This is a genomic window from Leisingera sp., assembly GCF_982940295.1.
Map to the genome: position 1 here is coordinate 42,371 of NZ_CEYXRG010000007.1, position 25,206 is coordinate 67,576.

Consider the following 25,206-nt stretch of genomic DNA (forward strand, 5'->3'; position numbering starts at 1 on the left):
GTGCGGGGGGAGGATTATTCCGACAGCAGGCCGCCGATGCGGGCCATCGTGTCGATGTCGTTTGCAACCCGCGCCGCACTGTCATCGGCGCCCTGCCAATAGACCAGCGCGCCGGTTTCCTTGGCGACATTCTGAGCACGCTCGCTCATCACCGTTTTCTCGGCGACCGCGATGATCTTATCCCGCACATCCTGCGGGGTGTCCTTGGTCACGAACAGACCGTTCCACAGGGCGATGTTCAGGCTCTCGTCCAGCTCGCCGATAGTCGGAGCGTCGGGGGCCAGCGGGATGCGTTCGTCGGTGATCGAGACCAGCACCTTGATCTGATCCAGGCAGGGCAGCACCAGCTGCAGCGTGGTGTTGATCACATCCGCATCGCCAGAGGCCAGCGTATTGCAGTCCAGCGCGTCAAATGCAGCGTCCGAACCCCACTCAAAGCCCGCGTTCTTGGCATAGGCCTTGGTCACTTGGGTCGGAGTCAGCACGTCGCCAAAGTGGCCCAATGCCACGTCGTTTTCCTTGGCATAGGCCGCCAGCTCCTCCATCGAGCTGTAAGGCGCATCGCCTGAGGCGGCGATTACAAAGGGATATGTCAGAAAGATCCCGAGCGGGTCGAATTTCTCAGGCGTCAGCGGCGGAATGTCGATCTGGTGGCCCATCACCGGCACCCCGATCACGAAGGAGCCGATGGTGTAGCCATCCGCCGGCGCATTGGCGACTTCGATTGCTCCAGGAAACGGCCCGCCGCCGCCGCCCGGCTTGTTCACCACCGCTGCCGCAACGCCGTATTCGTTCTGAAAATCCTCGGCAATCATCCGGGTCAGCACGTCCTCCAGATCACCCGGCGGCCACGGCACGATGAAGTTCACCGGTTTCTCCGGATATTCGGCCTGCGCTGCAACCGCGCCCAGCCCCAGCACCGCCGCTGCGGCCGCCCCTTTCATGAGGGTTTTGAGTTTCATGGCTTTCCTCCCAGTTTGGCACCAATCACCTTACATGGTTCATTATGCGAACCGTTGGTTTGAATTTAGATTGACAGGCCGCCCGCTTATCTGTCAACAAAATTGCATCACGGGTGCGTCTTTTTCAGAAGGCACCGCCCGCCAAGACCAACCAGGGAGATTGGGCAAGCGCATGGGAACGGTATCCAAAGCCTTGTCATTACTGACGCATTTCAACCACGGCCGGACCGGAATCGGGCTCAGCGACCTCACACGCCTGTCGGGCATGAATAAGGCAACCGTCTACCGGCTGATGAGCGAGCTGCAGGAATCGGGCTTTGTTGAGCAAACCGACGGCGACCGCATGTACCGGCTCGGCCCGCAGGTTCTGCGGCTGGCCGCCTTGCGCGAGGCGGCGGTGCCGATCCTGTCGGTCTCGCGCCGTGTGCTGCGCGACCTGAGCGACGAGACTGGTGAAACGACCCACCTGTCGCTGCTGCAAGGCAGTCAGCTGAACTCGCTGTCGCATGCTTATTCGCCGCGCCACGCCACCAAGGTTATGATGGAGGACGCCGAGGTGCTGACTTTCCACGGCACCAGCTCAGGGTTGGCCGTGCTGGCCTTCGCCGATCCCGGCTTCGTTGAGGACGCGCTGGCACAACCGCTGAAGATCCACACACCCGAGACCATCACCGACCCGAAGGAAATCCGCGCCCAGCTGACGGAGGTGCGGGCCACCGGCCTGGCCCAGTCGATCGGCGGGTTTGAGGCCGACGTGCACTCCCACGCGGTTCCGGTCTTTGGCTCGGACCGCCAGGTGATCGGCGCGCTGGCCGTGGCCGCGCCGGTTTCCCGCATGACGGCGGAGCAGAAACAGCTGATCCCGGCGGCCCTGCGCCGCGCGGGCGCCACACTCACCCATCGCATCGGCGGTTCTGCCCCCGCGGACTACCCGCAGGAAGAAACCGCTTGAACTTTTACCGGCCCTGAACGGGCCGCATCCAGGAGCTGCCCCCATGAAAGACTCCAACTTTTTGAAGGAACACAACGCCAAATCCCTCTGGCACCCGATGGCCCATCCCGGCGACAGCCTGGCCAACCCGCCCGCGATCATCACCTCCGCCCAGGGGGTGAAGATCACCGACATCGACGGGCACGAGGTGGTCGATGCGGTCGGCGGCTTGTGGAACGTGAACCTCGGCTTCTCCTGCCAGCCGGTAAAGGACGCAATCGCCGCTCAGCTGGATGTGCTGCCCTACTACTCCACCTTCCGCGGCACCACCAACGATCAGGTGATCCAGCTGGCCGAGGAACTGCGCAAGTTCTTTGCGCCCGACGGTCTCACCCGTGCCTTCTTCACCTCAGGCGGCTCAGATTCGGTGGAAACCGCCCTGCGCCTGGCCCGCCAATTCCACAAGATCCGCGGCCAAGAGGGCCGCACCAAGTTCCTGAGCCTCAAGAAGGGCTACCATGGCACCCACATGGGCGGCGCCTCGGTGAACGGCAACGCCAATTTCCGAACCCAGTATGAGCCGCTGCTGCCCGGCTGCCACCACATCCCGGCACCCTACACCTACCGCAACCCGTTCAACGAGACCGATCCGGAGCGGCTGGCCCAACTCTGCTTGCAGGCGCTGGAGGATGAGATCGCCTTTCAGGGCGCGGGCACCATTGCCGCCTTCATCATGGAACCCATCCTGGGCGCAGGCGGGGTGATCCCGCCGCACAAGAGCTTCATGCCCGGCGTGCGTGAGATCTGCTCGAAACACGGCATTCTGCTGATTGCGGATGAGGTGATCACCGCCTTCGGCCGCACCGGCTCATGGAGCGGCTCGCGCCACTGGGGCGTGCAGCCCGACATGATGGCAACCGCCAAGGCGATCACCAACGGGTACTTCCCATTTGGCGCTGTGATGATCGCGGACCATATGACAGAGACCTTCGAGAAGGATGCCACCGGCAAGGCGGCCATTGGACATGGCTATACTTACTCCGGCCACCCTGTCGGCGCGGCTGCAGCCCTCGCCTGCCTTGCGGAAACCCTGCGCCTGAACGTTCCGGAAAACGCCGCCGCCCGCGGCACCCAAATCCACCAGGGCCTGCTGGCGCTGCAGCAGAAGTACGATCTCATCGGTGACGTGCGCGGCGGCCACGGCCTGATGTGCGCGCTGGAACTGGTGTCCGACCGCACCACAAAGGCCGCGGTGGACAAGAAGACCATCGGCAAGCTGCAGGAAACAGCTTATGAGGCCGGTGCCATGGTGCGGGTCTCCGGCCCCAACATCATCCTGTCGCCGCCGCTGGTGCTGAACGAGGCAGAGGCGGACACCATCCTCTCTGCCCTGGATGCAGGCTTTGCGGCGGTGAGCTGACGGCAGCTGCAAACACCGCCCGCGCCCGGGCCGGCAGGTCCGGGCGCCACCAGATGCCATGGCGGGCCCGAAGCACATGCTTCGGGCCCGCGCCTCCGGCGGAGGCGCTGACGCGGCGCGGTGGCGCGATACGGAAACAGGCGCAGCTGCCGCAGCGGCGCGTGTTGCATAACCTTCGGAAGCCACTGAGACCTTTGCTTCAGAGGCCTCCGCAGACAGGCCGTCCGGGGCCGGGCTATTTTCGGGCCGCAATCGAGGCAGCTTGTCCTCCGCCGCTTTCCGCCAGATCCGGCAGGGCACTTCGGACTCCTTGCACCGAACCGGATTTCCCTGCCCGCGCGGGCCTCACATAGACAGCGTTGAGCGCGTCAAATGAAATGCACGTAGAAATCGCGCATGCCGTCGCCTTCCAGATCTCGGGTCTTGCGCACTTCCTTGCGTTTCATGAAGACGTGGTTGGCGACCAGTTCCGCGCCAACGGCCTCTGCCAATGCGGTGTCCCGTTCCAGATCATTCATCGCTCCCTTGAGGTCCACCGCCGTGCCCTCGCGCGCATCGGTGCGGTCGAACCCGTCGCCGGTCTCCATCGGCGGCAGCTGGTGGCCGTTCTCCACCCCCAGCCGCGCGGCCTGCAGCACCGACGCCACCGCCGTGTAGGGATTGGCCGAAGCATCCGCCGTCCGGTGCTCCAGCCGCGCCTTGGCACCGCCTTCGGAACTGATCCGCGTCGTCACGTTGCGGTGGTCGCCGCCCCAGTTGCGCCAGTAGCCCGACAGCGACCCCGGCTGCAGCCGCATATAGCTGTTGGCGGTGGGCGCAATCAGCCCCGCCAGCCCCTTGTGGTGATGCAAAAGCCCCGCCAGGCAGCCGCGCGCCAGATCGTTCATATGCTCCGGCCCGCCCCGCGGCCCCGCAGACAGCGCATTGCCGCCCGCCTCGTCCAGAAATGAGAAGTTGATATGCATCCCCGATCCTCCGGCCTCAGCCACCGGTTTCGGCATGAACGTCAGCACGATGCCGTATTCCAGCGCCACCTCCCGCGCCATCAGGCGGAACAGAACGATGTCATCCACCGCCTTCACCGCGTCATCGAAGGTCAGCGTGTATTCGAACTGCGGGCTGTCGAATTCTGCGGTGATCATGTCGAGCGAGAAGCCCATGTCATCCGCCATCGCCCAGATCCGGTCGTTGAAGCGCAAGGGGTCGGCAAAAGGTCCGGTTCCGTACACAACACCACCAGGCGCATCGTAGGGCATTAGCCGACCCCGGTCGTCCGCCTGCAGGGCAAAGGCCTCCAGTTCAATCCCGACCTTTGGCGTCAGCCCGTGCTTCTGCCAGTCCGCGACCGCCCGCTTCAGAGCCCGGCGCGGGCATAGCGCCAGCGGCTCGCCCTCGTCGTCATAAAGGTCACCCAGCACCACCTGGGTCGAGGCATGCCAGCTGTCGCGGATATCATCATGCAGCCATCTCAGCTCCATATCCGGCAGCCCCTGTTTCACCATCGCGCCCGGCGCATCCAGCAGGTCCTTGTCGTAATGGGTGCCAAAGACCGACCGGCAAAAACGCGTGGTGCCGTCGCCGATCTTGGAGTTGGGCAGATACTTCCCCCGCATGATGCTGAGGTGGTCACAGAACATCGCACGCAAGCGGGTCTTCATGGCTCAAGGTCCTTCCCTGCTGGACAGTCTTCGGCAGCGGCTTCCCGTGCTCTATTGCTTAACATATTTAGCGGTTTTCGCAGAGTCTTTCCTGCGGGGAGGCCCAGCCGCTACGCAGCCTGCACCCTGACCGGCAACTCCTTGATGCCGCCGACGAAGTTCGAGCGCAGAAACTTATTCGGCCCGGCGGCCTCGATACGCCTAATGCGCTTGGCGAGTTCTTGAAACAGCACCGTGACCTCCAGCCGTGCCAGCCACATGCCCAGGCAGACATGCGGGCCGAACTGCCCGAACGACAGATGCCGGTTCGGGCTGCGGTGCAGATTCACGTGAAATGGATCACCGAAATGCGCCTCGTCCCGGTTGGCCGAGACGAACCAGTACAGAACCTTGTCGCCCGCGCGGATGGTCTTGCCGTGCATTTCATGATCCCGCGTCGCGGTGCGCCGAAAGTAGAGCGCGGGCGTCGCCCAGCGGATGATCTCATCCGCGGCAGTGTCCCAGACCGTACCGCCCGCCTGCATCTGCGGCAGCAGCTCCGGCTGGTGGCACATTGCCTGGATGCCCGCGGCAATCGAATACCGCGTGGTGTCGTTACCTGCCGCCACCAGCAGGCAAAAGAAATTGCGGAACTCGGTCTCGGTAATGACCGAGCCGTCCTTGGCCGGCTCAAGGATCAGGTTCAGCACGCCCGAGGTATCGCCCTTGCGCGCCTTCTCTTCCATCAGCTCCTTGGCATAGACATACAGCTCCGCCCCGGCGGGCGAGTTGAAGGGCATCATCCGGAACTCATCCGTCTGCATCTTGTCGAGCACATGGGAGGTGAAATCCGGGTCCGTGTTGGCAATCAGCGCATCACCCTTCTCCACCAGCCAGGGCAGGTCCGCCTCCGGCAGGCCCACAACGCGGCCCAGCATCCGCATCGGCAGCTGGCGGGCGATCTCCTTGGTGGCGTCAAACTCTCCCTTGGCCAGCGCTTGATCCAGAATATCCGCGCACAAGTCGCGGATATCCTGCTCATACTGCGCCATTGTGGTCTTGGAGAATGCCTTCAGCAGTTTCATCCGCACCTTGGAATGCTCCGGCGGGTCGGTCTCCTGAAAGGTGCGCCGCGCCAGGTATTCCTCGTAGGACTGATCCTCCATCCGGATCCCACGCGCCGACGAGAACACTTCGGTGTTCTTGTTCATCACCGTGATGTCCTCATAGCGGGTCACCGACCAGAAGTTCTCGCCGCCCGCATATTCTGTCCAATGCAGCGGATCCTCGCGCCGGAGCCGGGCAAAGGTGTTGTGCGGCGCGCCATCTGCAAACGCGTCATGGCTGCTCAGATCCGCATAGCCGTCATCCGTGGGAGTCCAAACTGTCATCGCGGGCTTTCCTATCCTGCTGGCTCAATGTATATTAATAACCATCATAAATATGTAAAACGAAATCTTGCGAGCCGTCTCATGCATTTGGCCATACTGATGACCAACACCGACGAAAGCGAATTTGCTCATAGGCACCCGAAGGACGGTGAGAAATTCACCAGCCTGATCCAAATGGCGCGGCTGGACTGGCGCACCACGGTATTCGCCGTGAAGGACGGAGAGTTTCCACGGGACCTGCTTGAGCATGACGGTGCGATGATAACCGGCAGCCCCGCCTCGGTCCGCTCCGGCGCGGCTTGGGTGACCCGGCTTCTGGCGCTGATCCGTGAGGTGCATGCCCGCCATTTCCCTTTGTTCGGCGCCTGCTTTGGCCATCAGGCCATCGCGCAGGCCCTCGGCGGCGGCCTGGACCGCAACCCTGATGGCTGGGTCCATGGGCTCACTCGCAACCGGCTGCTGCACCGCCCGCACTGGGCCGCAGCCCTGCCGGAGGAAGTGAAGCTTTACGGCTCCCACTGCGAGTGCGTCAGAACCCTGCCTGACGGCGCAACCCCTTTTAGTGAAAGGGACGGCATTAACACGGGCTTCACCTTGGACCGCCACATCTTCACCACTCAGCACCACCCGGAAATGACCCGCAGCTTTATCCTCGCGCTGACTGAAGAAATGCGGGACCAACTGGGCCCGGAGACTTATGCTGCCGCCATAGACAGCCTAAAGGAGCACGCTGACCAACAGGTGTTTGCGGAAAGCCTCGCGCGATTCTTTGAGCAGGCGGCCCGCTAAGGCTTCACCTTTGCCCAAATACTCGGCCGCAGGCACGGAGCCGTCAGGCTCCGTTCACCGCAATTTCAACCCAGCGCTGCCAGCAGATCCATCACCGTGACCTGGTCAAACTGAACATGCGCGATCATCGCCGTCTCTGCGCCTTTCCGGTCATGTGCAAGGATCAGCGCGGCAATCTCGCGGTGCTCCCTGGCGGACTGCGCGATCACACCGGGATACCGGTAACGCGCCCGGTAATAGGCCATCAGCTTGCGCGCGTTGGTCTTGATCATCTCGACCAGGAACGGATTGCCCGAGCCTTCAGCCACACAGGCATGAAAGCGCAGGTTCAGCTGGTAGTACCCCGCCGGATCGCCATCGCCCTTCTCCGAAGCATGCTTCTCACAAGCGGCCACTGCCGCCTCCAGCTCTCTGGCCTGCGCCGGAGACAAACGCCGCGCCGCCAGCGCTGCCGCCTGACCTTCCAGCCGCGCATGCACTTCCAGGATCGCCAGAAACTCTTCCAGTGTCGGCTTGAACAGCACCGCCCCCTTGCGCGGCAGCCGCTTGATCAGCCCGATCGCCTCCAGCTGGATAAAGGCCTCCCGGACCGGCGTGCGGGAAACGCCATGACGCTCCACCAGTTCGCTTTCCTCCAGCGGCGCGCCCGGCACCAGGCGGCCCGACTCGATATCCTCAAGGATCGCGTTCAGAACCTGTTCTGTCTGACCTGCCATTGTTCCGCCTGCATTTCCCGTCCGGACACCCTAAGAGCCCGCCCGCCGCAAGGCAACGCAGGCAGGGGGGCGCTGCCCCCGCCCTGCGGGCTCCCCCGGAGTATTTCTGCAAAGGTGAATAGGCAGGGCGGCTACTGCGGTACCGGGCCCCGGTATTTTTCCGTCAATTCAGGCGCCGCCTCGTCCGGCTCATAGACCCCGAGCAGGATGCCCTTGCGCCCCGACTTGCCGCGGCGCGCCTTGATCTGCGCATCGGACAGGGTGATCCGATGGGACATCCGCAGCCCCCACTCCAGCAAGCGGTCATACATCAGACCGATGATCTCCTGATGTTTGCCGTCCTTGGCCAGGTCCACCAGCTCCTCCGGGTCGTTCTCCATGTCGAACAGCATCGGCCTCAGCCCGCCCTCGGCGTGCATGAATTTCCAGCGTTTGTCCGTCACCATGAAAAGACGCGCGTCCTTGGGTTCCAGCCCCAGCTTTTCGCACAGCGGCATGGTGGAATAGTCGAACTCTGCAATCACAAAGTCCCGCCAGTCCGGGCTTTCCCCGCGCAGGAACGGCATCAGAGAGCGCCCTTCCAGGATATGCGGCGCCGGTTCCCCGCCCGCCGCCTCCAGGAAAGTCGGCAGGAGGTCGATTGCCTCCACCAGTTCATCGCAGGCGGTGCCGCGGGTGGCATCGGCCTCCGCGCGCGGATCATAGATGATCAGGGGCACCTTGATAGACGGCTCGTGGAACAGGTTCTTTTCCCCCAGCCAATGATCGCCCAGGTAATCGCCATGGTCAGAGGTCACCACGATCATCGTGTCCTGCATCCGCCCTGTCTCTTCCAGCCAGGCAAACAGCCGCCCCATCTGGTCGTCAGCCTGCTTGATCAGCCCCATGTAGGCGGGGATCACCTTCTGCCGCACCTCGTCCCGACTGAAGGTCTTGCCGATCTGGTTTTTCATCATGCCTTCGAAGACCGGATGCGCGCCTTCGCGCTCTGCCTCCGAACGCACCGCCGGCAGCACATGCTGCGGCCCGTACATATCATGGTAAGGCGCGGGCACGATGTACGGCCAATGCGGCTTGATATAGCTCAGATGCGCGCACCAGGGGCCTTCCGCCTGGGCGATGAACTCCATCGCCTGGGTGGTGAGCCAGGGGGTTTCGCTGTCTTCCTCGGCAATGTTGGCAGGCTTGTCCGCATTGACCATGAACCAGCCGGAGGCGATGTCATTGCCCTCCATGCCGGCGTTGGCAAAGTCGTTCCACGGGTTTTCTCCCGGGTAGCCCTTCTCCTTCAGGTATTCATTATAGGGACTGCGCTTGCTGTCATAGAACCCGTCCGGCCCTTCCGCCCACAGCCCGTCATCGCGGACCCAGGGGTCGAACCCGCATTCCGACTGGCGCACACCGATCACGCTGTCCGGCGCCAGTCCCAGCCTCTGCATTCCTTCGGCGTCCGCCACCATGTGTGTCTTGCCAATCAGGTGGCAGCCCATGCCTGCCTTGCGAAGATGATCGCCCATGGTCCATTCGCCCACCCGCAAAGGGTAGCTGTTGAACTGCACCCCGTGGCTGGAGGGGTAGCGCCCGGTATAGCTCGACATCCGCGACGAGCCGCAGGTGGGCGACTGCACATAAGCGCGGCTAAAGCGCACCCCCTTGGCCGCAAGGCCATCGATATGCGGGGTGTGCAGATGCGGATGGCCTGCGCAGCTCAGGTAGTCGAACCGCAGCTGGTCGAACATGATGTAGAGAATGTTCATCGGAGCCTCCCGCACAGTGCTGCGGCATTATTAAACACGTGAAGCAACCTTGACGAGGGTATTTCATTGACCGCCGTGCAGAGGACGCGCAACAGTGGCGGGCATTGTGAAACCGATTTTGAACACCAGAAATTGAACGCCAGCATGACCCCGGCCCTCCCCGCTGCTTCCCTACGGCCCGCCACAGAGGACGACTGCGCCAGCCTGGCCGCCCTGTCCATCGAGGTCTGGCTGGGCACATATTTGCGCAACGGCATCAACAGGGGCTTTTCAGAGTAGGTGCTGGGCACTTACACGCCGGGGCATTTTATAGAAGCCCTGCAAGATCCGGCAGAACACCTGATTGTTTCTCAAAACCAGGAAGGTATCGACGGTTACATCCGGATCAGCCACGGCAGGCCGAGCCCGGCCGGCGGCCCCTCCCGCACCGAGATTTCGACACTCTATGTGCAGCCCCGGCATCAGGGGCGAAACATCGGGTGGTGTCTTCTTGACGCCGGACTGCAAACTTGCCTTTCAAATGCATGGGACGCACCGTGGCTTGCGGCCAACCCGCAGAACAATCGCGCCATTGCCTTTTATCTCCGGCACGGTTTTGAACTGGCGGGCCTGACCCACTTCCAGATCCAGGACAACCGGTACCCGAACGATGTTTTGCAGTATTGCGGGCGCTGGCCCCCTGCGGAAACCTGAAGCCCGCCGGGCCCAACGGGAGCGGGGCATTTTCAATGCACCAGCGACGGGCGGAAATTCACCGCTGCCATGTCACGTGGCGTCCTCGTCCTGCGGGATGACTTCAAGCAGCAGCTGCCCGGCTTGAACCTGCACGCCCGGGCGCACCGTAACAGCCGCGACAGTGCCCGGCGCCTCCGCCCGGATTTCATGCTGCATCTTCATTGCCTCCACCACTGCAAGGCGGCTGCCCGCGGCGATCCTGTCGCCTTGGGCAACACAAACCTCCCGGAGCAGCCCGTGCATGGGCGCAACGGCTTGCCCTGCCTGACTGCCAGTACCTGCACCAGCTGCCGCCCGCAGGCGGGTGATTGCGAATATCCGCTTGCCGGTGGCCACCTGCAGCGTGCCGCCGTCCATCACCCAGGACCTGAGGTCCGCCCGCCTGCCGTCAACCCGCAGGCCGCTGCCTTGCCCCGTCACGCGACATTGCCAGTCCCCGCCGTCCACAGTCAGCTGCCCCGGTTCTTCAAGGACTTGAAGTTCATGGGTTTCCCCGTCGCACTCCAGGCGCATAGAGGACCGCAAGCCGCCCTGGCTCGACCAGCCCAGCAGTTCCGGTGCCACGCCGCCAGCTGCGGCGCACCGCTGCTGTTCCGCGCGGAAGACCAGCCCTGCCGTCAAAGCCATGTCACTGGCGGTGAAAGGCGCCTCCAGCCCGTCCGGGAAATGGTTGGCGATGAAATCAGTAGCGGCCTCCCCTGCCGCGAACTCCGGATGAGCCAGAACCTCCAGCAGGAAGTCCCGGTTGCACGCGGGCCCGAACAGCACGCAATCCCGCAGCGCAGCCATCAGCCGCTGCCGTGCCTCTTCCCGCGTCCGGCCATGCGCAATCAGCTTGGCAAGCAGCGGGTCATAGAAAGTGGACACCTCCTGCCCCGCAGCGATCCCCTCATCAACCCGGATGCCATAGCCGCTGGGGGGCTGCCACTGCGCGATCCGCCCGGCCTGCGGCAGAAAGCCTTGCGCCGGATCCTCCGCATAGAGCCGCACCTCGATGGCGTGGCCCGCCATCCGCACATCCTCCTGCGCTAGCCCCAAGGGCTCGCCCCGGGCCGCCCGGATCTGCATTTCCACCAGATCCAGCCCAGTGATCATCTCGGTCACCGGATGCTCCACCTGCAGCCGGGTGTTCATCTCCAGAAAATAGAAATCACCGCCCTGATCCAGCAGGAACTCAACCGTGCCTGCCCCTTGATAGCCAATCGCCTGCGCGGCCTTGACCGCCGCGGCTCCCATCCGGGCGCGCAAGGCATCATCCACGGCCGGGCTTGGCGCCTCCTCCACCACTTTCTGATGGCGGCGCTGAATGGAACAGTCGCGCTCCCCCAGATGGATCACTTGGCCGTGGGTGTCGCCGAACACCTGCACCTCCACATGGCGCGGGCGCATCAGGGCCTTTTCCAGGATCATCTCATCGGAGCCGAAAGCCGCCCGCGCCTCGCTGCGGGCCAGCTTCAACGCAGCGCTGAACTCCGCCGCCTGCTGCACCAGCCGCATCCCCTTGCCGCCGCCGCCCGCGGCTGCCTTGATCATCACCGGAAAGCCGATCCGGGCGGCTTCCGCCGCCAGCACATCTGCCGCCTGATCCGCGCCCTCATAGCCGGGTATGCAAGAAACACCTGCCGCAATCATCTTCCGCTTGGCCGCAGCCTTGTTTCCCATCAGGGCAATCGCTTCGGGAGACGGGCCGATGAAGACCAGCCCGGCGGCCGCACAAGCACGGGCCAAATCTGCGTTCTCCGACAAAAAACCGTAACCCGGATGCACCGCCCCGGCACCCGCCTCCTTGGCGGCCGCGATGACCTTGTCTATCGACAGATAGCTCTCCGCCGCCGGGCCTGCGCCGATGCGGATGGAGATATCGGCAAAATCCGCATGCGGGCTGGCAGCATCCGCATCGGTGTAAACCGCAACGCTTTTCAGCCCCATTGCCCGCGCCGTGCGCATTACCCGCAGCGCGATCTCGCCGCGGTTGGCCACCAGGATCGTGTCAAAACTGCTCATCCTGCCCCCGTCATATCCGCGCCACGCCAAAGCTGTTCGGGTAAAGTTCCCGCGCCCGAGCCTCCTGGCAGGTTTGCAAACAGAAGCCGATCACCCGGCGGGTGTCGCGCGGATCGATCATCCCCATGTCCAGCACCCGCCCGGAGGTATAGAAGGCGTCCGACTGCCCGTCGAAATGCGCGGTGATCCTGGCGCGCTGCGCTGCGAGCCGCTTTTCGTCCGGTTCCACTCCCTTGCGCTCCGCCGTGCGCCTGGCAACCTGCTCCATCGTCAGCGCCGCCTGCTCGCCGCCCATCACACCGGTCATCGCATTGGGCCAGGTGAACAGGAAATCGGCACCGAAAGCATAGCCGCACATGCCGTAGTTCCCTGCCCCAAAGCTGGCCCCGGTATAGAGCGCTATCTTGGGCACCCGCAGGTTGGTGACCGCCTGGATCATCTTGGCGCCATGCTTGATCATCCCCGCCCGCTCCGATGCGGTCCCGACCATGTAACCAGTGGTGTTGTTCAGAAAAACCACTGGCGTGCCGGCCTGATCCATTGCCTGCAGGAAATGCGTTGCCTTGGCCGCCCCGTCCGGATCCAGCGGGCCGTTGTTGCCAAGGAGGCCGACCTGCTGCCCCATGATACGTGCCTGCAGGCACAGCGTGGCCGGACCGAAGCCCGGCTTGAACTCACGCAGGTCAGATCCGTCGGCGATCCGAGCCGCCACTTCGCGCATATCGTACGGCTTGCGGTAATCCACCGGCACCACGCCGGCAATCTGATCCGGCGGCAGCACCGGCTCGGCATAATCCGGCAGTGCGGGTGCGCAGGGCGTCCAGCCCAACCCGGCCACCACCTCACGGGCGATCTCGATGCCATGGGCGTCATCCTCTGCCAGATACTCCACCAGCCCGGTGGTTGAAGCATGCATCTCTGCGCCGCCAAGATCCGCGTCCTGCGCCACCTCGCCAGTCGCGGCCTGCACCAGCGCCGCACCCGCCAGCATCGCCATGCCGTTGCCCTTGACCCCGATCACATAGTCCGACAGCCCAGGCTGATAGGCCCCGCCCGCGGTCGAAGCGCCATGCAGCACCGTGATCACCGGGATGCCCGCCGCCGACAGCCGCGCCAGCCCTGCAAACATGCCGCCGCCATGCGCCCACAGCTCCACCGTGTAACGCATCAGGTCGGCGCCGGCACTTTCCACCAAGTGGATAAAGGGCAGTTTCTGCCGCTCGGCAATGGCGATTGCGCCCAGCGCCTTGTCCACCGATTTCTGCGTCATCGCACCCGCGTTGATCCCGGCATCATCGGCAAAGACCATCGCCCGCACCCCCTCGACAAAGCCGATCCCCAGGATGATCGAGGCGCCGGGGATCGAGGTCTCCGGGTCCGGATCATCCACCAGGTAGGAGGCCATGTTGTAGAGTTCCAGGAACGGCAGCCCCGGATCAAGCAATGCTGAGACCCGCTCCCGCGGCGACAGCTGACCGCGCTTGTCGAAGACCGGGCGGCGCTCTTCGGATTTTGCCGCCGCACGCGCCTCCAAATCACGCATCCGCTTGACCAGGGCCAGCATGTCCTCGCGGTTCTGGGCGAAGGTTTCGCTGCCGGGGCTGATTTTGGTTTCGAAGGCTGTCATTGCAAGCCCCCGCCTTTCGCCCGGCGAAGCCGGGCAGTGCCCGGCCGCCCCGTCAAACCCAAGGTTTGCCTCTGGCAAAACGGCCGGGCACTTCGTTTCCACCCGCGGCCGGGCACCGCCCTCTGCGTCATGCAGCAGCATTTCGGCATTTTCAAAGCTCCTCCGGCAATTCCGCATCCACCCGCACCGGCGCCGCCAGCAGCAGCTGGGCATAGCCCTTGGCCTGCGGATCGTTGCGCAAGGACGACGTGCCGCCGCCGCCCAGCGCGCCGTGCAGCAGGATGTTCATCGACAGGCTTCCCGGCAGGAAAAACCGCTCCATCCGGCCATCCCAGAAATGCCCGAACACCCGCCGCAGATGGGCCTCGTCCAGCGCCGCCCAGATCCAGGGCATCATTTCCGGCCTGCGTGCGATCACCCCGATGTTGGCGATGTCGCCCTTGTCGCCGCTGCGCGCCCAGGCAAGGCGGATCAGCGGCACCTCTGCCACTCTTTTTGAGGCCGGACCCGGCGGCGGCGCAGGCCGTTCCAGCACCTGCAGCGGGATAGCGGCCGCCGCCGGCACCGTATTGCGGCCCGCCGCATCCTGCACCGCCACCGGCACCTGCGCCTTGGGCAGCAGGCATGAAAACAGCGCCAGCACCGGCGAGGGCTTGGGCCGGGCGCCCGCAAAACCGCTCAAGCCCGGCGGCGCCGACAGGCCCAGCCCCACCGCCTCCTTCAGGAACACCCCCACCCCGCGCGCCTCCGGGTGGTGCACAGCGATCTTGGCGGCCACCTCCCGCGCAGCACCGCTTTGCCGCAGCCCGCCGAACTGGCTTTCGCTGCCGATCAGCTCAATACTCACATCGCTGAAGTCCGGCAGCTTCATCCCGTGCAGCACATCCCGCGCGCGGGTCAGCGCCGCCTTGGCAAAGGCCTGTGCCTTGGCTTCGGCATCAAGGCCGTAGAAGGTAAAGTAATGGCCGCTGCGGAAGCCATCCTGCCAGGTAATACAAGTCTTGTATGTATCCGGTACCCCGCGCCCCCTGGCGCCAGCCACCCGCACCCGGTCCGGCCCGCTCTCCGTCACCGTAGCGCCGGAGAAATCGCAGACTACATCCGGCAGCACATAGGCTTGCGGGTCACCGGTCTCATACAGCAGCTGCTCCGCCACCGACCCGCGGGAGACCAGCCCCCCGGTGCCCGCAGGTTTGGTTACGTCAAATGTGCCATCCTCACGGACTTCCGCAATGGGGTAGCCGATCGCGGCCATGCTCTCGGCCGCCGCCTGCCAGTCGGTGAAATTTCCGCCGGTGGCTTGCGGCCCGCATTCCAGGATGTGGCCCGCCAGGCTGCCGCCCGCCAGCCGGTCCAGATCCGCCGCCCCCCAGCCGAAATGATGGATGCAGGCCCCCAGCGTCACCGCGCTGTCCACGCAGCGCCCGGTCACGACGATATCCGCGCCCCGGTCCAGGGCTGCGGCAATCGGGAAGGCTCCGAGGTAAGCGTTGACGCTGGCAATCTTCTCCAGCGGCGGAAACGGCGCGCCGGTGAACATATCTCTGGGCGCGGCCTCCGCCAGCTCCGCCGCGCGTCCGAGCAGATCGTCGCCTTCAACTACCGCCACCTGCAGATCCAGCCCCTGAGCGGCGATCTCCCGCCGCAGGGCCGCGGCACAGGCCTCCGGGTTCACCCCGCCCGCGTTGGAGACGACCCGCACCCCTTGCCGCGCGATCCCTGCCAGGCTGGGCGCCATCGCCGCGGTCACGAAATCAGTCGCATATCCCGCCGCCGGATCTTTTGCACGCGCGCGCGCCAGCACCGCCATGGTGATCTCGGCCAGGTAGTCATAGACAAGCAAATCCAAGCCCCCGGCCGCCAGCAATTGCGGCGTGGCCAGGGCGGCCTCCCCCCAGAACCCGGCAGCGCCGCCGATGCGCAGTATCTCTGGCATTGCTCCTCCCGATGGCCGCCATCCGGTGCACAGCATACACGGATTTGCCCGCAATCGGCGGCCCCTTGCCACCAGCCTGGCCGCCAAGACCTTGGCTTCGCAACAATAACCCCGCGTTCGCTGCGGCGAAGAGCTTGCTCCGCCGCAACGACACGTTACAGAATTTCCAAAGGTGAAAGTTTCAGGTTACATTTCACTTGCTGCGAATCATCTTCCAGCGTAATACCGACCCAACGGTCGGCTTTTCCTGCCGCCGCCACAGGAGACGCGAACACCCATGGATGCTTTCATCTGCGATGCCACCCGCACCCCGATCGGCCGCTACGGCGGCGCGCTGAGCCAGGTGCGTACCGATGATCTTGCCGCCCTGCCGATTGCCGCACTTGCCGCGCGCAACCCGGACGTGGACTGGGGCGCCCTCGACGATGTGATCTTTGGCGACGCCAACCAGGCCGGTGAAAGCAACCGCAACGTGGCCCGCATGGCGGCGCTGCTGGCGGGCCTGCCCACCACAGTGCCCGGCACCACCATCAACCGCCTCTGCGCCTCCGGCATGGATGCGGTCGGCATGGCGTCCCGCGGCATCAAGGCCGGCGATTATGACATGGCGATCGCAGGCGGCGTCGAAAGCATGAGCCGCGCGCCGTTCGTGATGCCCAAGGCCACATCCGCCTTCACCCGCGCCAATGCGATCTATGACACCACCATCGGCTGGCGCTTCGTGAACAAGAAAATGCACGAGATGTACGGCACCGACTCGATGCCCCAGACCGCTGACAACGTGGCCGAGGATTACGGCGTCAGCCGCGAGGATCAGGACGCATTCGCCGCCCGCAGCCAGGCCCGCTGGGCCGCCGCGCATGAGGCCGGCATCTTCAAGGACGAGATCACTCCGGTCACCATCCCCCAGCGCAAGGGCGATGACCTGGTGGTGGATACCGACGAACACCCCCGCCCCGGCACCTCGGCGGAGAAGCTGGCGGGCCTCAAGGGCGTCAACGGCCCGGACAAGACCGTGACCGCCGGCAACGCCTCCGGCGTCAACGACGGCGCCGCAGCCATCCTGATGGCAAATGAGGCCGCGGCTGCTAAGAACGGCCTGAAACCGATGGCCCGCATCGTCGGCATGGCCGCCGCAGGCGTCGAGCCGCGCATCATGGGTATCGGCCCGGTGCCCGCCACCCGCAAGGTGCTGGCCCGCACCGGCCTCACCATCGAACAGATGGACGTGATCGAATTGAACGAGGCGTTTGCCTCGCAGGGTCTTGCGACACTGCGCGAACTTGGCGTCGCGGACGATGCGCCCCATGTTAATCCCAACGGCGGTGCGATCGCACTGGGCCACCCGCTCGGCATGTCCGGCGCGCGGCTGGTGCTGACCGCCGCCTACCAATTGCAGCGCACCGGCGGGCGGTATGCGCTCTGCACCATGTGCGTCGGCGTTGGACAGGGCACCGCCCTGATCCTCGAACGCGTGTAACGAAACCCTGAGGAGGTCCCAGACATGTATGCTCAGATGATCAAATCCGAAGCGACCCAGGACGATCCGGAAAAGCTGGCGGCCTTCCAGGCGCGCATTGACGCGGGCGAGAAGATCGAGCCCAAGGACTGGATGCCCGAAGGCTACCGCAAGACGCTGATCCGCCAGATCGGCCAGCACGCCCATTCGGAAATCGTCGGCCAGCTGCCCGAGGGCAACTGGATCACCCGCGCGCCGACGCTGGAGCGCAAGGCGATCCTGCTCGCCAAGGTGCAGGATGAGGCCGGTCACGGCCTGTATCTCTACTGCGCGGCGGAAACCCTGGGTGTCTCCCGCGACGAGATCACCGAGATGCTGCTGGACGGCCGCATGAAGTATTCGTCGATCTTCAACTACCCGACGCTGAACTGGGCCGACATCGGCGCGGTGGGCTGGCTGGTGGACGGCGCCGCGATCATGAACCAGGTGCCGCTGCAGCGGACCTCCTTCGGCCCCTACTCCCGCGCGATGATCCGCATCTGCAAGGAAGAAAGCTTCCACCAGCGCCAGGGCTATGACGCCATCCGCCAGATGGCCGAGGGCACGCCGGAGCAGAAGAAGATGGCTCAGGATGCGCTGAACCGCCTGTGGTACCCGTCGCTGATGATGTTCGGCCCATCCGACAAGGACTCGGTCCATTCCGCCCAGTCGATGAAGTGGAAGATCAAGATGAACACCAACGACGAGCTGCGCCAGAAGTTCGTCGACCAGACCGTGCCGCAGGCCGAATACCTCGGTCTCACCATCCCCGATCCGGATCTGAAATGGAACGAGGAGCGCGGCCATTACGACTACACCGACCCGGACTGGAGCGAATTCTTTGACGTGATCCAGGGCAACGGCCCCTGCAACGTCGACCGCCTCGCCGACCGCAACAAGGCCTGGGACGACGGCGCCTGGGTCCGCGACGGCCTGCTCGCCCACGCCAAGAAGAAGGCCGCGCGCCAGCACGCCGCCGAGTAACCCCAAGCATTCCGGCGCTCCGGTCCGCCGCGCAGCGCCCCCTCAGCCAGGAGGATTTGAGACATGAAAAACGAATGGCCCCTCTGGGAAATCTTCATCCGCGGCCAGCACGGCATGAGCCACCGCCACGTCGGCTCCCTGCACGCGCCGGACGCCGAGATGGCAATCAAGAACGCCCGTGACGTCTACACCCGCCGCAACGAGGGCGTGTCGATCTGGGTGGTTGAGGCGAACCACATCTCCGCCTCCTCGCCCAGCGACAAGGGCCCGCTCTATGAGCCGTCCGAGTCGAAGGTCTACCGCCACCCGACCTTCTTCGACATCCCCGAAGAAGTGGGGGCAATGTAATGACCCGCGAAGAAGCTTTTGCCCAGTTTCTGCTGCGGATGGGGGACAACACCCTGATCCTCGGCCACCGGGTCAGCGAATGGTGCGGCCACGCGCCGGTGCTGGAAGAGGACATCGCGCTGGCCAACACCGCGCTGGACCTGATCGGGCAGACCCAGATGTGGCTCGGCCTCGCGGCTGAGGTGCAGGGCGAAGGCAAGTCCGCCGACGACCTCGCCTTCCTGCGCGACGCCTGGGATTTCCGCAACGTGCTGCTGTGCGAGGTGCCGAACGGCGACTTCGGCCGCACCCTGATGCGCCAGTTCCTGTTTGACGCCTGGCATTCGATCCAGCTGGGCCGCCTGATGAAATCCTCGGACGAGCGGGTCGCCGCAATTGCCGAAAAGGCCTCGAAAGAGGTTGCCTATCACCTGGAGCGCTCCGCCGATACGGTGGTGGGACTGGGCGACGGCACCGAGGAAAGCCACCGCCGCATGCAGGAGGCGCTGGACTATCTGTGGCCCTACGTGGGCGAGATGTTCCAGTCCGACGAGGCCGACGCCGAAATGGTGAAGGCAGGTATCGCGCCCGACCCGGCGTCCCTGCGCGAGGAATACGACGCCCTGATCTCCCGCATCCTGGGCGACGCGACGCTGACCATTCCGGAGAGCCGCTTTGCCCACAAGGGCGGGCGCACCGGTGCGATGCACACCGAGCACCTGGGCCACCTGCTGACCCAGATGCAATGGCTGCAGCGCGCCTATCCCGGCGCCAAGTGGTAAGGCCACGGTCAGAGAACTGAAGGCAACGCCCGTCACGAGCGGCGGGCGTTGAACCTCCGCCCCCGCGGGGGCGGGACGGGCGTTGCCCGGCGTACTGCCGGGCGGAACAGCCAATGAGGGTAACCGCATGAGCCAAGTGACAACTCAGCCAAGCACTGACCAGATCTGGGAGTGGCTCGACGCCGTGCCGGATCCGGAAATCCCGGTCATCTCGGTCGTCGATCTCGGCATCGTCCGCGGCGTGGAATGGCAGGGCGAAACCCTGGTCGTTTCCGTCACCCCGACCTACTCAGGCTGCCCGGCGACCTCGATCATCAGCCTCGACATCGAGACTGCGCTGCGCAGCAAGGGAATCGAGCACCTGAAGATCGAGACCCGGATCTCCCCCGCCTGGACCACCGACTGGCTGTCGGAAAAAGGCCGCGCCAAGCTGGAGGATTACGGCATCGCCCCGCCCCAGCCCGCCGGCGGCCCCGAAAAATGCCCGCACTGCGGCAGCAAGAATGTCACCAAGGTCAGCCAGTTCGGCTCGACCCCCTGCAAGGCCCACTGGCGCTGCCAGGACTGCCTCGAACCTTTTGATTATTTCAAGTGCATCTGAGGAGACCCTGATGGCGCGCTTTCACGACCTCGAAGTCACCGACGTCCGCAAGACCATCCGCGATGCGGTGGTTGTCACCCTGAAGCCCGCAAATGGCGCGGCTGAGGAATTCGATTTCACCCAAGGTCAGTACTTGACCTTCCGCCGCGACTTCGACGGCGAGGAGCTGCGGCGCAGCTACTCGATCTGCGCAGGCAAGGACGAGGGCATCCTGCAGGTCGGCATCAAGCGCGTCGACGGCGGTGCGTTCTCGACCTGGGCCAATACCGAACTGAAGGCCGGCGACACCCTGCAGGCTATGGCGCCGATGGGCACCTTCTTCACCCCGCTGGATGCAGGCGCAGAGAAGAACTATCTGGGTTTTGCCGGCGGCTCCGGCATCACACCCGTCCTGTCGATCCTCAAGACCACGCTGGCGGCGGAGCCCAACTCGTCCTTCACGCTGGTCTACGCCAACAAGGGCGTGAACACGATCATGTTCCGCGAGGAGCTGGAGGATCTGAAAAACCTCTACATGGGCCGGTTCAACGTGATCCACGTGCTGGAATCCGACGCACAGGAAATCGACCTGTTCACCGGCCTGGTGACCGAGGAGAAATGCGCCCAGCTGTTCGAGCACTGGATCGACATCAAGTCGGTCGACACCGCCTTTATCTGCGGCCCGGAACCAATGATGCTGGGCATCGCTGCCGCACTGCGCACTGCCGGCCTTGATGACAGCCAGATCAAGTTCGAATTGTTCGCCTCGGCCCAGCCGGGCCGCGCCAAGCGCAAAGCCACCGCAAAAGACGCAGCCAGCAGCGCCAACCAGACCAAGGCCGCCATCACCCTGGACGGTGCCACCCAGACCATCGAGATGGGCAAGGACATAACCCTGCTGGATGCGGCACTGGAAAACGCGATGGACGCGCCTTACGCGTGCAAGGCCGGCGTTTGCTCCACCTGCCGCTGCAAGGTGCTGGAAGGCGAAGTCGAAATGGTCGCAAACCACGCGCTGGAGGATTACGAGGTCGAAAAAGGCTATGTGCTGTCCTGCCAGGCCTATCCGGTGACCGACAGCGTAGTTGTCGACTACGATCAGTAAGGGAATTTCAAATAACCGGTTAGCCGGAGTTTTCAGGGAGGACGTTTCATGTCCGAAGAGATGAGCATCACAAGCTATCTGGCCCAGGGCGGGGTTCTGACCAACCCGTCCAATGTGCCGCCGCGCTACCGCGCCGAGCTGATGAAGCTGATGGCGACCTTCGTCGACAGCGAACTGGCCGGCGCCGCGGGCTTTGCCGACATCATCAACGAAGGCCCCGGCATCAAGGCCCGCATCGCCGCGGCGCGTATCGTGCTGGAAAAGACCGATCACGCGGAGAAGGTCTTGCGGATCATGGGCGACTTCGGCGCCGACACCGAGCGCTATGCCGACCATCACCCCTGGACCGCGCGGCTGGAGCGGGATGCCGACATCGGTCAGAGCCGGACCAAGCACGACATGCGGCTGGCGGTGTTCAACTACCCGCTGGAAGGCTGGGCCGACGCGGTGATGATGAACCTGCTGATGGGCCGCGCAGTGGTGCTGCAGCTGGAGGAACTGAGCCACGTCTCCTACCAGCCGCTGGCCGAAGCCTTCCGCGCCATCCTGCCGGTGGAGACCCGCCACGCCGAGCTGGCCGAAGAAGGGCTGATGGTGCTGGTCGAGGCCCAGGGCACCGATGGACTGCAGGAACTGGCAGACTACTGGTGGCCGCGGGTCGCGGCGAGCTTTGGTCAGGAGGCCTCGGATAAATTCGAAGGGCTGAAGGCCATGGGCCTGCGCCGCACCCCGAATGCGGATCTCAAGGCCCGCTGGCAGCAGGACGCCGGGGCCATTCTGGACAAGGCCGGCCTGAAACCAGCCGCCTGATCCTGACCTGCAAACTCCCGCCCGGGCTGCAGCGCATCAAAGATGCGCTGGCCGGGTTGGGTCCGGCGCGCCTGACGGCGCGCGGGCCTGCGCCGCCACTGGCGGTGCTGTGCAAATCCACAGGCACATGGTGCGGCGCTGCGGAATGGAACCCAAGGCGCTCAGCAGCCATATCTGCACCACCAGACAAATGGAGGCTGCAATGAGCACCGGCACGGCAAAACTTCCCGCAGGCACCGGCATTGGCCATGTCCACCTGAAGGTCTCGGACCTGGAGCGGGCAATCGGCTTCTACAGCGGTGTCCTCGGCTTTGAGGTGACCCAGCGGCTGGGCTCCTCCGCTGCCTTCCTGTCGGCCGGCGGCTATCACCACCACATCGGCCTCAACACCTGGCAGTCGCGCGGGGGTCCTGCCCCGGCGCCCAATATGACCGGACTATATCATACCGCCATCCTGCTGCCGGACCGCCGGAGCCTGGCTGCGGTGCTGCGGCGGGTGCTGGACGCAGGCATCGCGCTGGACGGCGCCGCCGATCACGGGGTGTCCGAAGCACTCTATCTGCGCGATCCCGACGGCAACGGGGTGGAACTTTACCGCGACCGGCCTGAGACGGAGTGGCCGCGCGGGCGCGACGGCAGCCTCGCTATGGGGACAGAGGCCCTGGATTTGGAGGCTTTGCTCGCAGAGGTTGAGTAGGTCAGGCTTGCTGCCGGAATGTTTCGCGCGCGAAACAATTGGTCAGAGATGCTGACCCAAAAGACGCAGCGTCAGAATGCGTCCATGTTCCCGGCAACACGCTGTAACGCAAAATAAAAGCAGCAAAACCGCTGCTTTTCCTGGACCCGGGCGAGCCATGTTAGGTCTGGACCTCTGACCTTTCCCTGCCTACCCTAACGGCAAGCAGAGGGAGGGGAAATATGGCTGTAAGCGGTACAATCCGGACCTATTTCAATGGCCGCTGGCACGACCGCGACCTGCCGGTGATGCGGGCGGCGGATCACGCGATGTGGCTGGGGTCCTCAGTGTTCGACGGAGCGCGGTTCTTTGACGGGGTGACCCCGGATCTGGACCTCCACTGCGCCCGCACCAATGCCTCGGCGAAGGCGCTGCTGATGACGCCCACGCACACTGTTGAGCAGATGGTGGAGCTGATCCGCGAGGGTCTGGAAGGGTTTGCCCCCGGCTCCGCCGTCTATATCCGGCCGATGTATTGGGCTGCCGATGGCGACGCGACATTGATTGCGCCGGACCCGGACAGCACCCGCTTTGCCGTCAGCCTGGAGGAGATCCCGATGGCGCCGGACACGGCCGCCGCAACTCTCACCCGCACCCGCTTCCGCCGCCCGGTGCTGGAGAACGCGGTGGTGAACGCCAAAGCCGGCTGTCTTTATCCCAACAACGCCCGGATGCTGCGCGAAGCCCGCAGCAAGGGTTTCACCAATGCGCTGGTGCAGGACGCCATGGGCAATGTCGCGGAGACCGCCACCACCAATGTTTTCATGGTCCGCGATGGCGAGGTCTTCACTCCGATCCCCAACGGCACCTTCCTGGCCGGCATCACCCGCGCCCGCCACATCGTGAACATGCGCGCCGATGGCATCACCGTGCATGAATGCGTGCTGGGGTATCAGGATTTCGAAGAAGCCGATGAGATCTTCCTCTCCGGCAACATGAGCAAAGTGACACCGGTCACCGCATTCGACGAGTGCCGGTATCAAACCGGCCCCGTCGCCAAGCGGGTGCGTGAGTTGTATTGGGACTGGGCCCGCAGCGGGACGTAACCGCAGCCGCCCTTACCCACACGCCAGGACACCCTCCCGTCTGCTCCGGGCCTTTGTACCAAAGGCCCTTGCACAGTTGGGCATGGCACCGTGCCTGCGCACGGTGCCACGCCGCGCCTTGCGCGGCGCCAGGCCCAAGGCCGCAAAGGGGCTTCCGGCGCAGCCGGAAGATCCTGCGGGCGCGGGAGCGCCTCCCCCCCCGCCCGGACCTAGCGCCAGTTTCCTGAAACGGCTCAAAGGGTTTGGCTCTATTGCCTGATGCGCCCGCTTGCGTCATGATCCGCCGAGGAACAACGAGAGAGCGAAAATGCGCAAATTCCTTGTGGTACTGGATGACAGCCGCGAATGCCTGAACGCCATGCGGTTCGCCGCGATGCGCGCGGCGCATACCGGTGCCGGCGTCACCATCCTGTCGGTGATCCCGCCGGACGAGTTCAACCACTGGATCGGCGTCGGCGAAGTGATGCGGGAGGAAGCCCGCGAGCGGATCCATGCGCATTTCGAAGTCTTTGCCAAATGGATGCGCGACCGCCAGAACGTCGACCCGGAACTGGTCATCCGCGAGGGCGAGCCGGTGCCGGAAATCCTTGACTATATCGAGGGCGACCCGGAAATCGGCGTGCTGGTGTTGGGGGCCGGCACCGGGCGCAAGGGACCGGGCCCGCTGGTCACCCAGCTGACCAAGAATTCCGGCACCCTGCCGGTGCCGATCACCATCGTGCCGGGCGACCTCAGCAAAGAGAAGCTGGAAGCAATTACCTGAGCAGATGGCACGGCAGAGGCAATGAATGGCAGGATCACATTCTGGTTCGAGTTCGCCTCCACCTATTCCTATCTCAGCGTGATGCGGATTGGCGAGCTGGCTGCCGGCCGCGGGGTGTCCGTCACCTGGAAACCGTTCCTGCTGGGGCCGGTGTTTGCTGCGCAAGGCTGGGACACCTCCCCGTTCAATATCTACCCCGCCAAAGGCCGCTACATGTGGCGCGACATGGAGCGGATCTGTGCGGCCCGCGGGCTGCCCTTCCGCCGCCCGGATCCGTTTCCGCAAAACGGACTGAAGGCCGCGCGGCTGGCTTTGGCCGCCGCCGAGCAGGACTGCCTTGAAGCTTTCACAATGGCGGTGTTCCAGGCGCAGTTCGGAGACGGCTCGGATATTTCCAGCGACGCGGCACTTCAAGAATGCCTGCGCAAATCCGGCCTTGATGCAGGTTTGATTTCACGCGCACAATCCGCCGATATCAAATCGGCACTGCGGGCACAGACCGAAGAGGCGATTACGGCCGGCATTTTCGGCGCGCCCAGCTTTACCTGCGGCCCGGAGCTGTTCTGGGGCGACGACCGTCTGGAGCAAGCGCTGGAGCACGCCGCAGGCCGCCCGAATTTAGAATAGTTCCAAATCTTGACTTGGCAGGCCGCAAGGCGCATATCGGGGG

At 64.4% G+C, this 25,206-nt stretch carries 23 protein-coding genes; 15 read left to right on the forward strand and 8 right to left on the reverse strand.

Translation table 11 applies throughout. From position 1 onward, the window contains the following. Positions 1 to 14: 14 nt before the first annotated feature. Positions 15 to 962: a tripartite tricarboxylate transporter substrate binding protein gene (locus AC4HIX_RS08555; protein WP_490398670.1), complete on the reverse strand. Its 948-nt coding sequence runs from the start codon at positions 960 to 962 to the stop codon at positions 15 to 17. 172 nt (positions 963 to 1,134) lie between these two features. Here AC4HIX_RS08555 and AC4HIX_RS08560 point away from each other — a divergent pair, with 172 nt between their 5' ends. Further along, a complete protein-coding gene (locus AC4HIX_RS08560; protein ID WP_490398671.1) occupies positions 1,135 to 1,914 on the forward strand; it encodes an IclR family transcriptional regulator in 780 nt (259 codons plus the stop codon). Positions 1,915 to 1,957: 43 nt separating this feature from the next. Next, on the forward strand, positions 1,958 to 3,313 hold the full coding sequence (locus tag AC4HIX_RS08565; RefSeq protein ID WP_490398672.1) for an aspartate aminotransferase family protein: 1,356 nt from the start codon (positions 1,958 to 1,960) through the stop codon (positions 3,311 to 3,313). Between the two features lie 368 nt (positions 3,314 to 3,681). On the opposite strand, the gene AC4HIX_RS08570 is transcribed toward AC4HIX_RS08565, so the two are convergent. Then, entirely contained in the window at positions 3,682 to 4,971 is a 1,290-nt protein-coding gene (locus AC4HIX_RS08570; protein ID WP_490398673.1) for a type I glutamate--ammonia ligase, read from the reverse strand. Positions 4,972 to 5,081: 110 nt separating this feature from the next. After that, entirely contained in the window at positions 5,082 to 6,341 is a 1,260-nt protein-coding gene (locus tag AC4HIX_RS08575; protein WP_490398674.1) for a cytochrome P450, read from the reverse strand. 81 nt (positions 6,342 to 6,422) lie between these two features. Here AC4HIX_RS08575 and AC4HIX_RS08580 point away from each other — a divergent pair, with 81 nt between their 5' ends. Then, the gene (locus AC4HIX_RS08580; protein WP_490398675.1) at positions 6,423 to 7,130 is read left to right on the forward strand and encodes a type 1 glutamine amidotransferase; all 708 of its coding nucleotides are present in this window, start codon (positions 6,423 to 6,425) and stop codon (positions 7,128 to 7,130) included. Positions 7,131 to 7,195: 65 nt separating this feature from the next. On the opposite strand, the gene AC4HIX_RS08585 is transcribed toward AC4HIX_RS08580, so the two are convergent. Both AC4HIX_RS08585 and AC4HIX_RS08590 read right to left on the reverse strand, forming a co-directional pair. Further along, positions 7,196 to 7,846, reverse strand: a complete 651-nt coding sequence (locus tag AC4HIX_RS08585) for a GntR family transcriptional regulator (protein WP_490398676.1) — start codon at positions 7,844 to 7,846, stop codon at positions 7,196 to 7,198. Between the two features lie 131 nt (positions 7,847 to 7,977). Further along, on the reverse strand, positions 7,978 to 9,603 hold the full coding sequence (locus tag AC4HIX_RS08590) for an alkaline phosphatase family protein (protein ID WP_490398677.1): 1,626 nt from the start codon (positions 9,601 to 9,603) through the stop codon (positions 7,978 to 7,980). Positions 9,604 to 9,882: 279 nt separating this feature from the next. Here AC4HIX_RS08590 and AC4HIX_RS08595 point away from each other — a divergent pair, with 279 nt between their 5' ends. Further along, positions 9,883 to 10,296 carry a GNAT family N-acetyltransferase gene (locus AC4HIX_RS08595; protein WP_490398678.1) on the forward strand — a complete coding sequence of 138 codons (414 nt, stop codon included), beginning with the start codon at positions 9,883 to 9,885 and terminating at the stop codon, positions 10,294 to 10,296. Positions 10,297 to 10,368: 72 nt separating this feature from the next. Here the strand turns inward: AC4HIX_RS08595 and AC4HIX_RS08600 are convergent, their stop codons facing one another. From AC4HIX_RS08600 to AC4HIX_RS08610, 3 genes are all read right to left on the reverse strand, one after another. Beyond that, positions 10,369 to 12,342 carry an acetyl/propionyl/methylcrotonyl-CoA carboxylase subunit alpha gene (locus AC4HIX_RS08600; protein WP_490398679.1) on the reverse strand — a complete coding sequence of 658 codons (1,974 nt, stop codon included), beginning with the start codon at positions 12,340 to 12,342 and terminating at the stop codon, positions 10,369 to 10,371. 10 nt (positions 12,343 to 12,352) lie between these two features. Further along, on the reverse strand, positions 12,353 to 13,969 hold the full coding sequence (locus tag AC4HIX_RS08605; RefSeq protein WP_490398680.1) for an acyl-CoA carboxylase subunit beta: 1,617 nt from the start codon (positions 13,967 to 13,969) through the stop codon (positions 12,353 to 12,355). 151 nt (positions 13,970 to 14,120) lie between these two features. After that, the gene (locus AC4HIX_RS08610) at positions 14,121 to 15,905 is read right to left on the reverse strand and encodes an acyclic terpene utilization AtuA family protein (protein WP_490398681.1); all 1,785 of its coding nucleotides are present in this window, start codon (positions 15,903 to 15,905) and stop codon (positions 14,121 to 14,123) included. Positions 15,906 to 16,182: 277 nt separating this feature from the next. On the opposite strand from AC4HIX_RS08610, the gene pcaF reads away from it, so the two are divergent. The 11 genes from pcaF to AC4HIX_RS08665 all read left to right on the forward strand — a co-directional run bounded on the left by pcaF (position 16,183) and on the right by AC4HIX_RS08665 (position 25,163). Next, a complete protein-coding gene (pcaF, locus tag AC4HIX_RS08615) occupies positions 16,183 to 17,385 on the forward strand; it encodes a 3-oxoadipyl-CoA thiolase (RefSeq protein ID WP_490398682.1) in 1,203 nt (400 codons plus the stop codon). 24 nt (positions 17,386 to 17,409) lie between these two features. Continuing rightward, positions 17,410 to 18,387, forward strand: a complete 978-nt coding sequence (gene paaA, locus AC4HIX_RS08620) for a 1,2-phenylacetyl-CoA epoxidase subunit PaaA (protein WP_259958542.1) — start codon at positions 17,410 to 17,412, stop codon at positions 18,385 to 18,387. Positions 18,388 to 18,450: 63 nt separating this feature from the next. Continuing rightward, positions 18,451 to 18,735 (forward strand): 1,2-phenylacetyl-CoA epoxidase subunit PaaB, encoded by a 285-nt coding sequence (paaB, locus tag AC4HIX_RS08625; RefSeq protein ID WP_008562338.1) that lies wholly within the window; start codon positions 18,451 to 18,453, stop codon positions 18,733 to 18,735. Beyond that, positions 18,735 to 19,496 (forward strand): 1,2-phenylacetyl-CoA epoxidase subunit PaaC, encoded by a 762-nt coding sequence (gene paaC / locus AC4HIX_RS08630; protein WP_490398683.1) that lies wholly within the window; start codon positions 18,735 to 18,737, stop codon positions 19,494 to 19,496. The genes paaB and paaC overlap by 1 nt, the downstream gene beginning before the upstream one ends. 127 nt (positions 19,497 to 19,623) lie before the next feature. Further along, positions 19,624 to 20,097 (forward strand): 1,2-phenylacetyl-CoA epoxidase subunit PaaD, encoded by a 474-nt coding sequence (gene paaD, locus AC4HIX_RS08635; protein WP_475050300.1) that lies wholly within the window; start codon positions 19,624 to 19,626, stop codon positions 20,095 to 20,097. A gap of 10 nt (positions 20,098 to 20,107) precedes the next feature. Further along, positions 20,108 to 21,181 carry a 1,2-phenylacetyl-CoA epoxidase subunit PaaE gene (gene paaE / locus AC4HIX_RS08640; protein ID WP_490398684.1) on the forward strand — a complete coding sequence of 358 codons (1,074 nt, stop codon included), beginning with the start codon at positions 20,108 to 20,110 and terminating at the stop codon, positions 21,179 to 21,181. Between the two features lie 48 nt (positions 21,182 to 21,229). Continuing rightward, positions 21,230 to 21,991 (forward strand): Phenylacetic acid catabolic protein, encoded by a 762-nt coding sequence (locus AC4HIX_RS08645; protein ID WP_490398685.1) that lies wholly within the window; start codon positions 21,230 to 21,232, stop codon positions 21,989 to 21,991. A 202-nt stretch (positions 21,992 to 22,193) separates the two neighbouring features. Then, a complete protein-coding gene (locus AC4HIX_RS08650; protein WP_490398686.1) occupies positions 22,194 to 22,688 on the forward strand; it encodes a VOC family protein in 495 nt (164 codons plus the stop codon). A gap of 221 nt (positions 22,689 to 22,909) precedes the next feature. After that, entirely contained in the window at positions 22,910 to 23,773 is an 864-nt protein-coding gene (locus AC4HIX_RS08655) for a branched-chain amino acid aminotransferase (protein WP_490398687.1), read from the forward strand. Between the two features lie 307 nt (positions 23,774 to 24,080). Continuing rightward, the gene (locus tag AC4HIX_RS08660; RefSeq protein ID WP_027235076.1) at positions 24,081 to 24,536 is read left to right on the forward strand and encodes a universal stress protein; all 456 of its coding nucleotides are present in this window, start codon (positions 24,081 to 24,083) and stop codon (positions 24,534 to 24,536) included. Positions 24,537 to 24,557: 21 nt separating this feature from the next. Continuing rightward, complete coding sequence (locus AC4HIX_RS08665) at positions 24,558 to 25,163, forward strand: 2-hydroxychromene-2-carboxylate isomerase (RefSeq protein ID WP_490398688.1); 606 nt, start codon at positions 24,558 to 24,560, stop codon at positions 25,161 to 25,163. Positions 25,164 to 25,206 lie beyond the last annotated feature (43 nt).

What these genes read in the sequence shown, in the direction of transcription:
- AC4HIX_RS08555 (WP_490398670.1), bottom strand. Translation starts at nt 962, where the DNA reads ATGAAACTCAAAACCCTCATGAAAGGGGCGGCCGCAGCGGCGGTGCTG.
- AC4HIX_RS08560 (WP_490398671.1), top strand. Translation starts at nt 1,135, where the DNA reads ATGGGAACGGTATCCAAAGCCTTGTCATTACTGACGCATTTCAACCAC.
- AC4HIX_RS08565 (WP_490398672.1), top strand. Translation starts at nt 1,958, where the DNA reads ATGAAAGACTCCAACTTTTTGAAGGAACACAACGCCAAATCCCTCTGG.
- AC4HIX_RS08570 (WP_490398673.1), bottom strand. Translation starts at nt 4,971, where the DNA reads ATGAAGACCCGCTTGCGTGCGATGTTCTGTGACCACCTCAGCATCATG.
- AC4HIX_RS08575 (WP_490398674.1), bottom strand. Translation starts at nt 6,341, where the DNA reads ATGACAGTTTGGACTCCCACGGATGACGGCTATGCGGATCTGAGCAGC.
- AC4HIX_RS08580 (WP_490398675.1), top strand. Translation starts at nt 6,423, where the DNA reads ATGCATTTGGCCATACTGATGACCAACACCGACGAAAGCGAATTTGCT.
- AC4HIX_RS08585 (WP_490398676.1), bottom strand. Translation starts at nt 7,846, where the DNA reads ATGGCAGGTCAGACAGAACAGGTTCTGAACGCGATCCTTGAGGATATC.
- AC4HIX_RS08590 (WP_490398677.1), bottom strand. Translation starts at nt 9,603, where the DNA reads ATGAACATTCTCTACATCATGTTCGACCAGCTGCGGTTCGACTACCTG.
- AC4HIX_RS08600 (WP_490398679.1), bottom strand. Translation starts at nt 12,342, where the DNA reads ATGAGCAGTTTTGACACGATCCTGGTGGCCAACCGCGGCGAGATCGCG.
- AC4HIX_RS08605 (WP_490398680.1), bottom strand. Translation starts at nt 13,969, where the DNA reads ATGACAGCCTTCGAAACCAAAATCAGCCCCGGCAGCGAAACCTTCGCC.
- AC4HIX_RS08610 (WP_490398681.1), bottom strand. Translation starts at nt 15,905, where the DNA reads ATGCCAGAGATACTGCGCATCGGCGGCGCTGCCGGGTTCTGGGGGGAG.
- pcaF (WP_490398682.1), top strand. Translation starts at nt 16,183, where the DNA reads ATGGATGCTTTCATCTGCGATGCCACCCGCACCCCGATCGGCCGCTAC.
- paaA (WP_259958542.1), top strand. Translation starts at nt 17,410, where the DNA reads ATGTATGCTCAGATGATCAAATCCGAAGCGACCCAGGACGATCCGGAA.
- paaB (WP_008562338.1), top strand. Translation starts at nt 18,451, where the DNA reads ATGAAAAACGAATGGCCCCTCTGGGAAATCTTCATCCGCGGCCAGCAC.
- paaC (WP_490398683.1), top strand. Translation starts at nt 18,735, where the DNA reads ATGACCCGCGAAGAAGCTTTTGCCCAGTTTCTGCTGCGGATGGGGGAC.
- paaD (WP_475050300.1), top strand. Translation starts at nt 19,624, where the DNA reads ATGAGCCAAGTGACAACTCAGCCAAGCACTGACCAGATCTGGGAGTGG.
- paaE (WP_490398684.1), top strand. Translation starts at nt 20,108, where the DNA reads ATGGCGCGCTTTCACGACCTCGAAGTCACCGACGTCCGCAAGACCATC.
- AC4HIX_RS08645 (WP_490398685.1), top strand. Translation starts at nt 21,230, where the DNA reads ATGTCCGAAGAGATGAGCATCACAAGCTATCTGGCCCAGGGCGGGGTT.
- AC4HIX_RS08650 (WP_490398686.1), top strand. Translation starts at nt 22,194, where the DNA reads ATGAGCACCGGCACGGCAAAACTTCCCGCAGGCACCGGCATTGGCCAT.
- AC4HIX_RS08655 (WP_490398687.1), top strand. Translation starts at nt 22,910, where the DNA reads ATGGCTGTAAGCGGTACAATCCGGACCTATTTCAATGGCCGCTGGCAC.
- AC4HIX_RS08660 (WP_027235076.1), top strand. Translation starts at nt 24,081, where the DNA reads ATGCGCAAATTCCTTGTGGTACTGGATGACAGCCGCGAATGCCTGAAC.
- AC4HIX_RS08665 (WP_490398688.1), top strand. Translation starts at nt 24,558, where the DNA reads ATGAATGGCAGGATCACATTCTGGTTCGAGTTCGCCTCCACCTATTCC.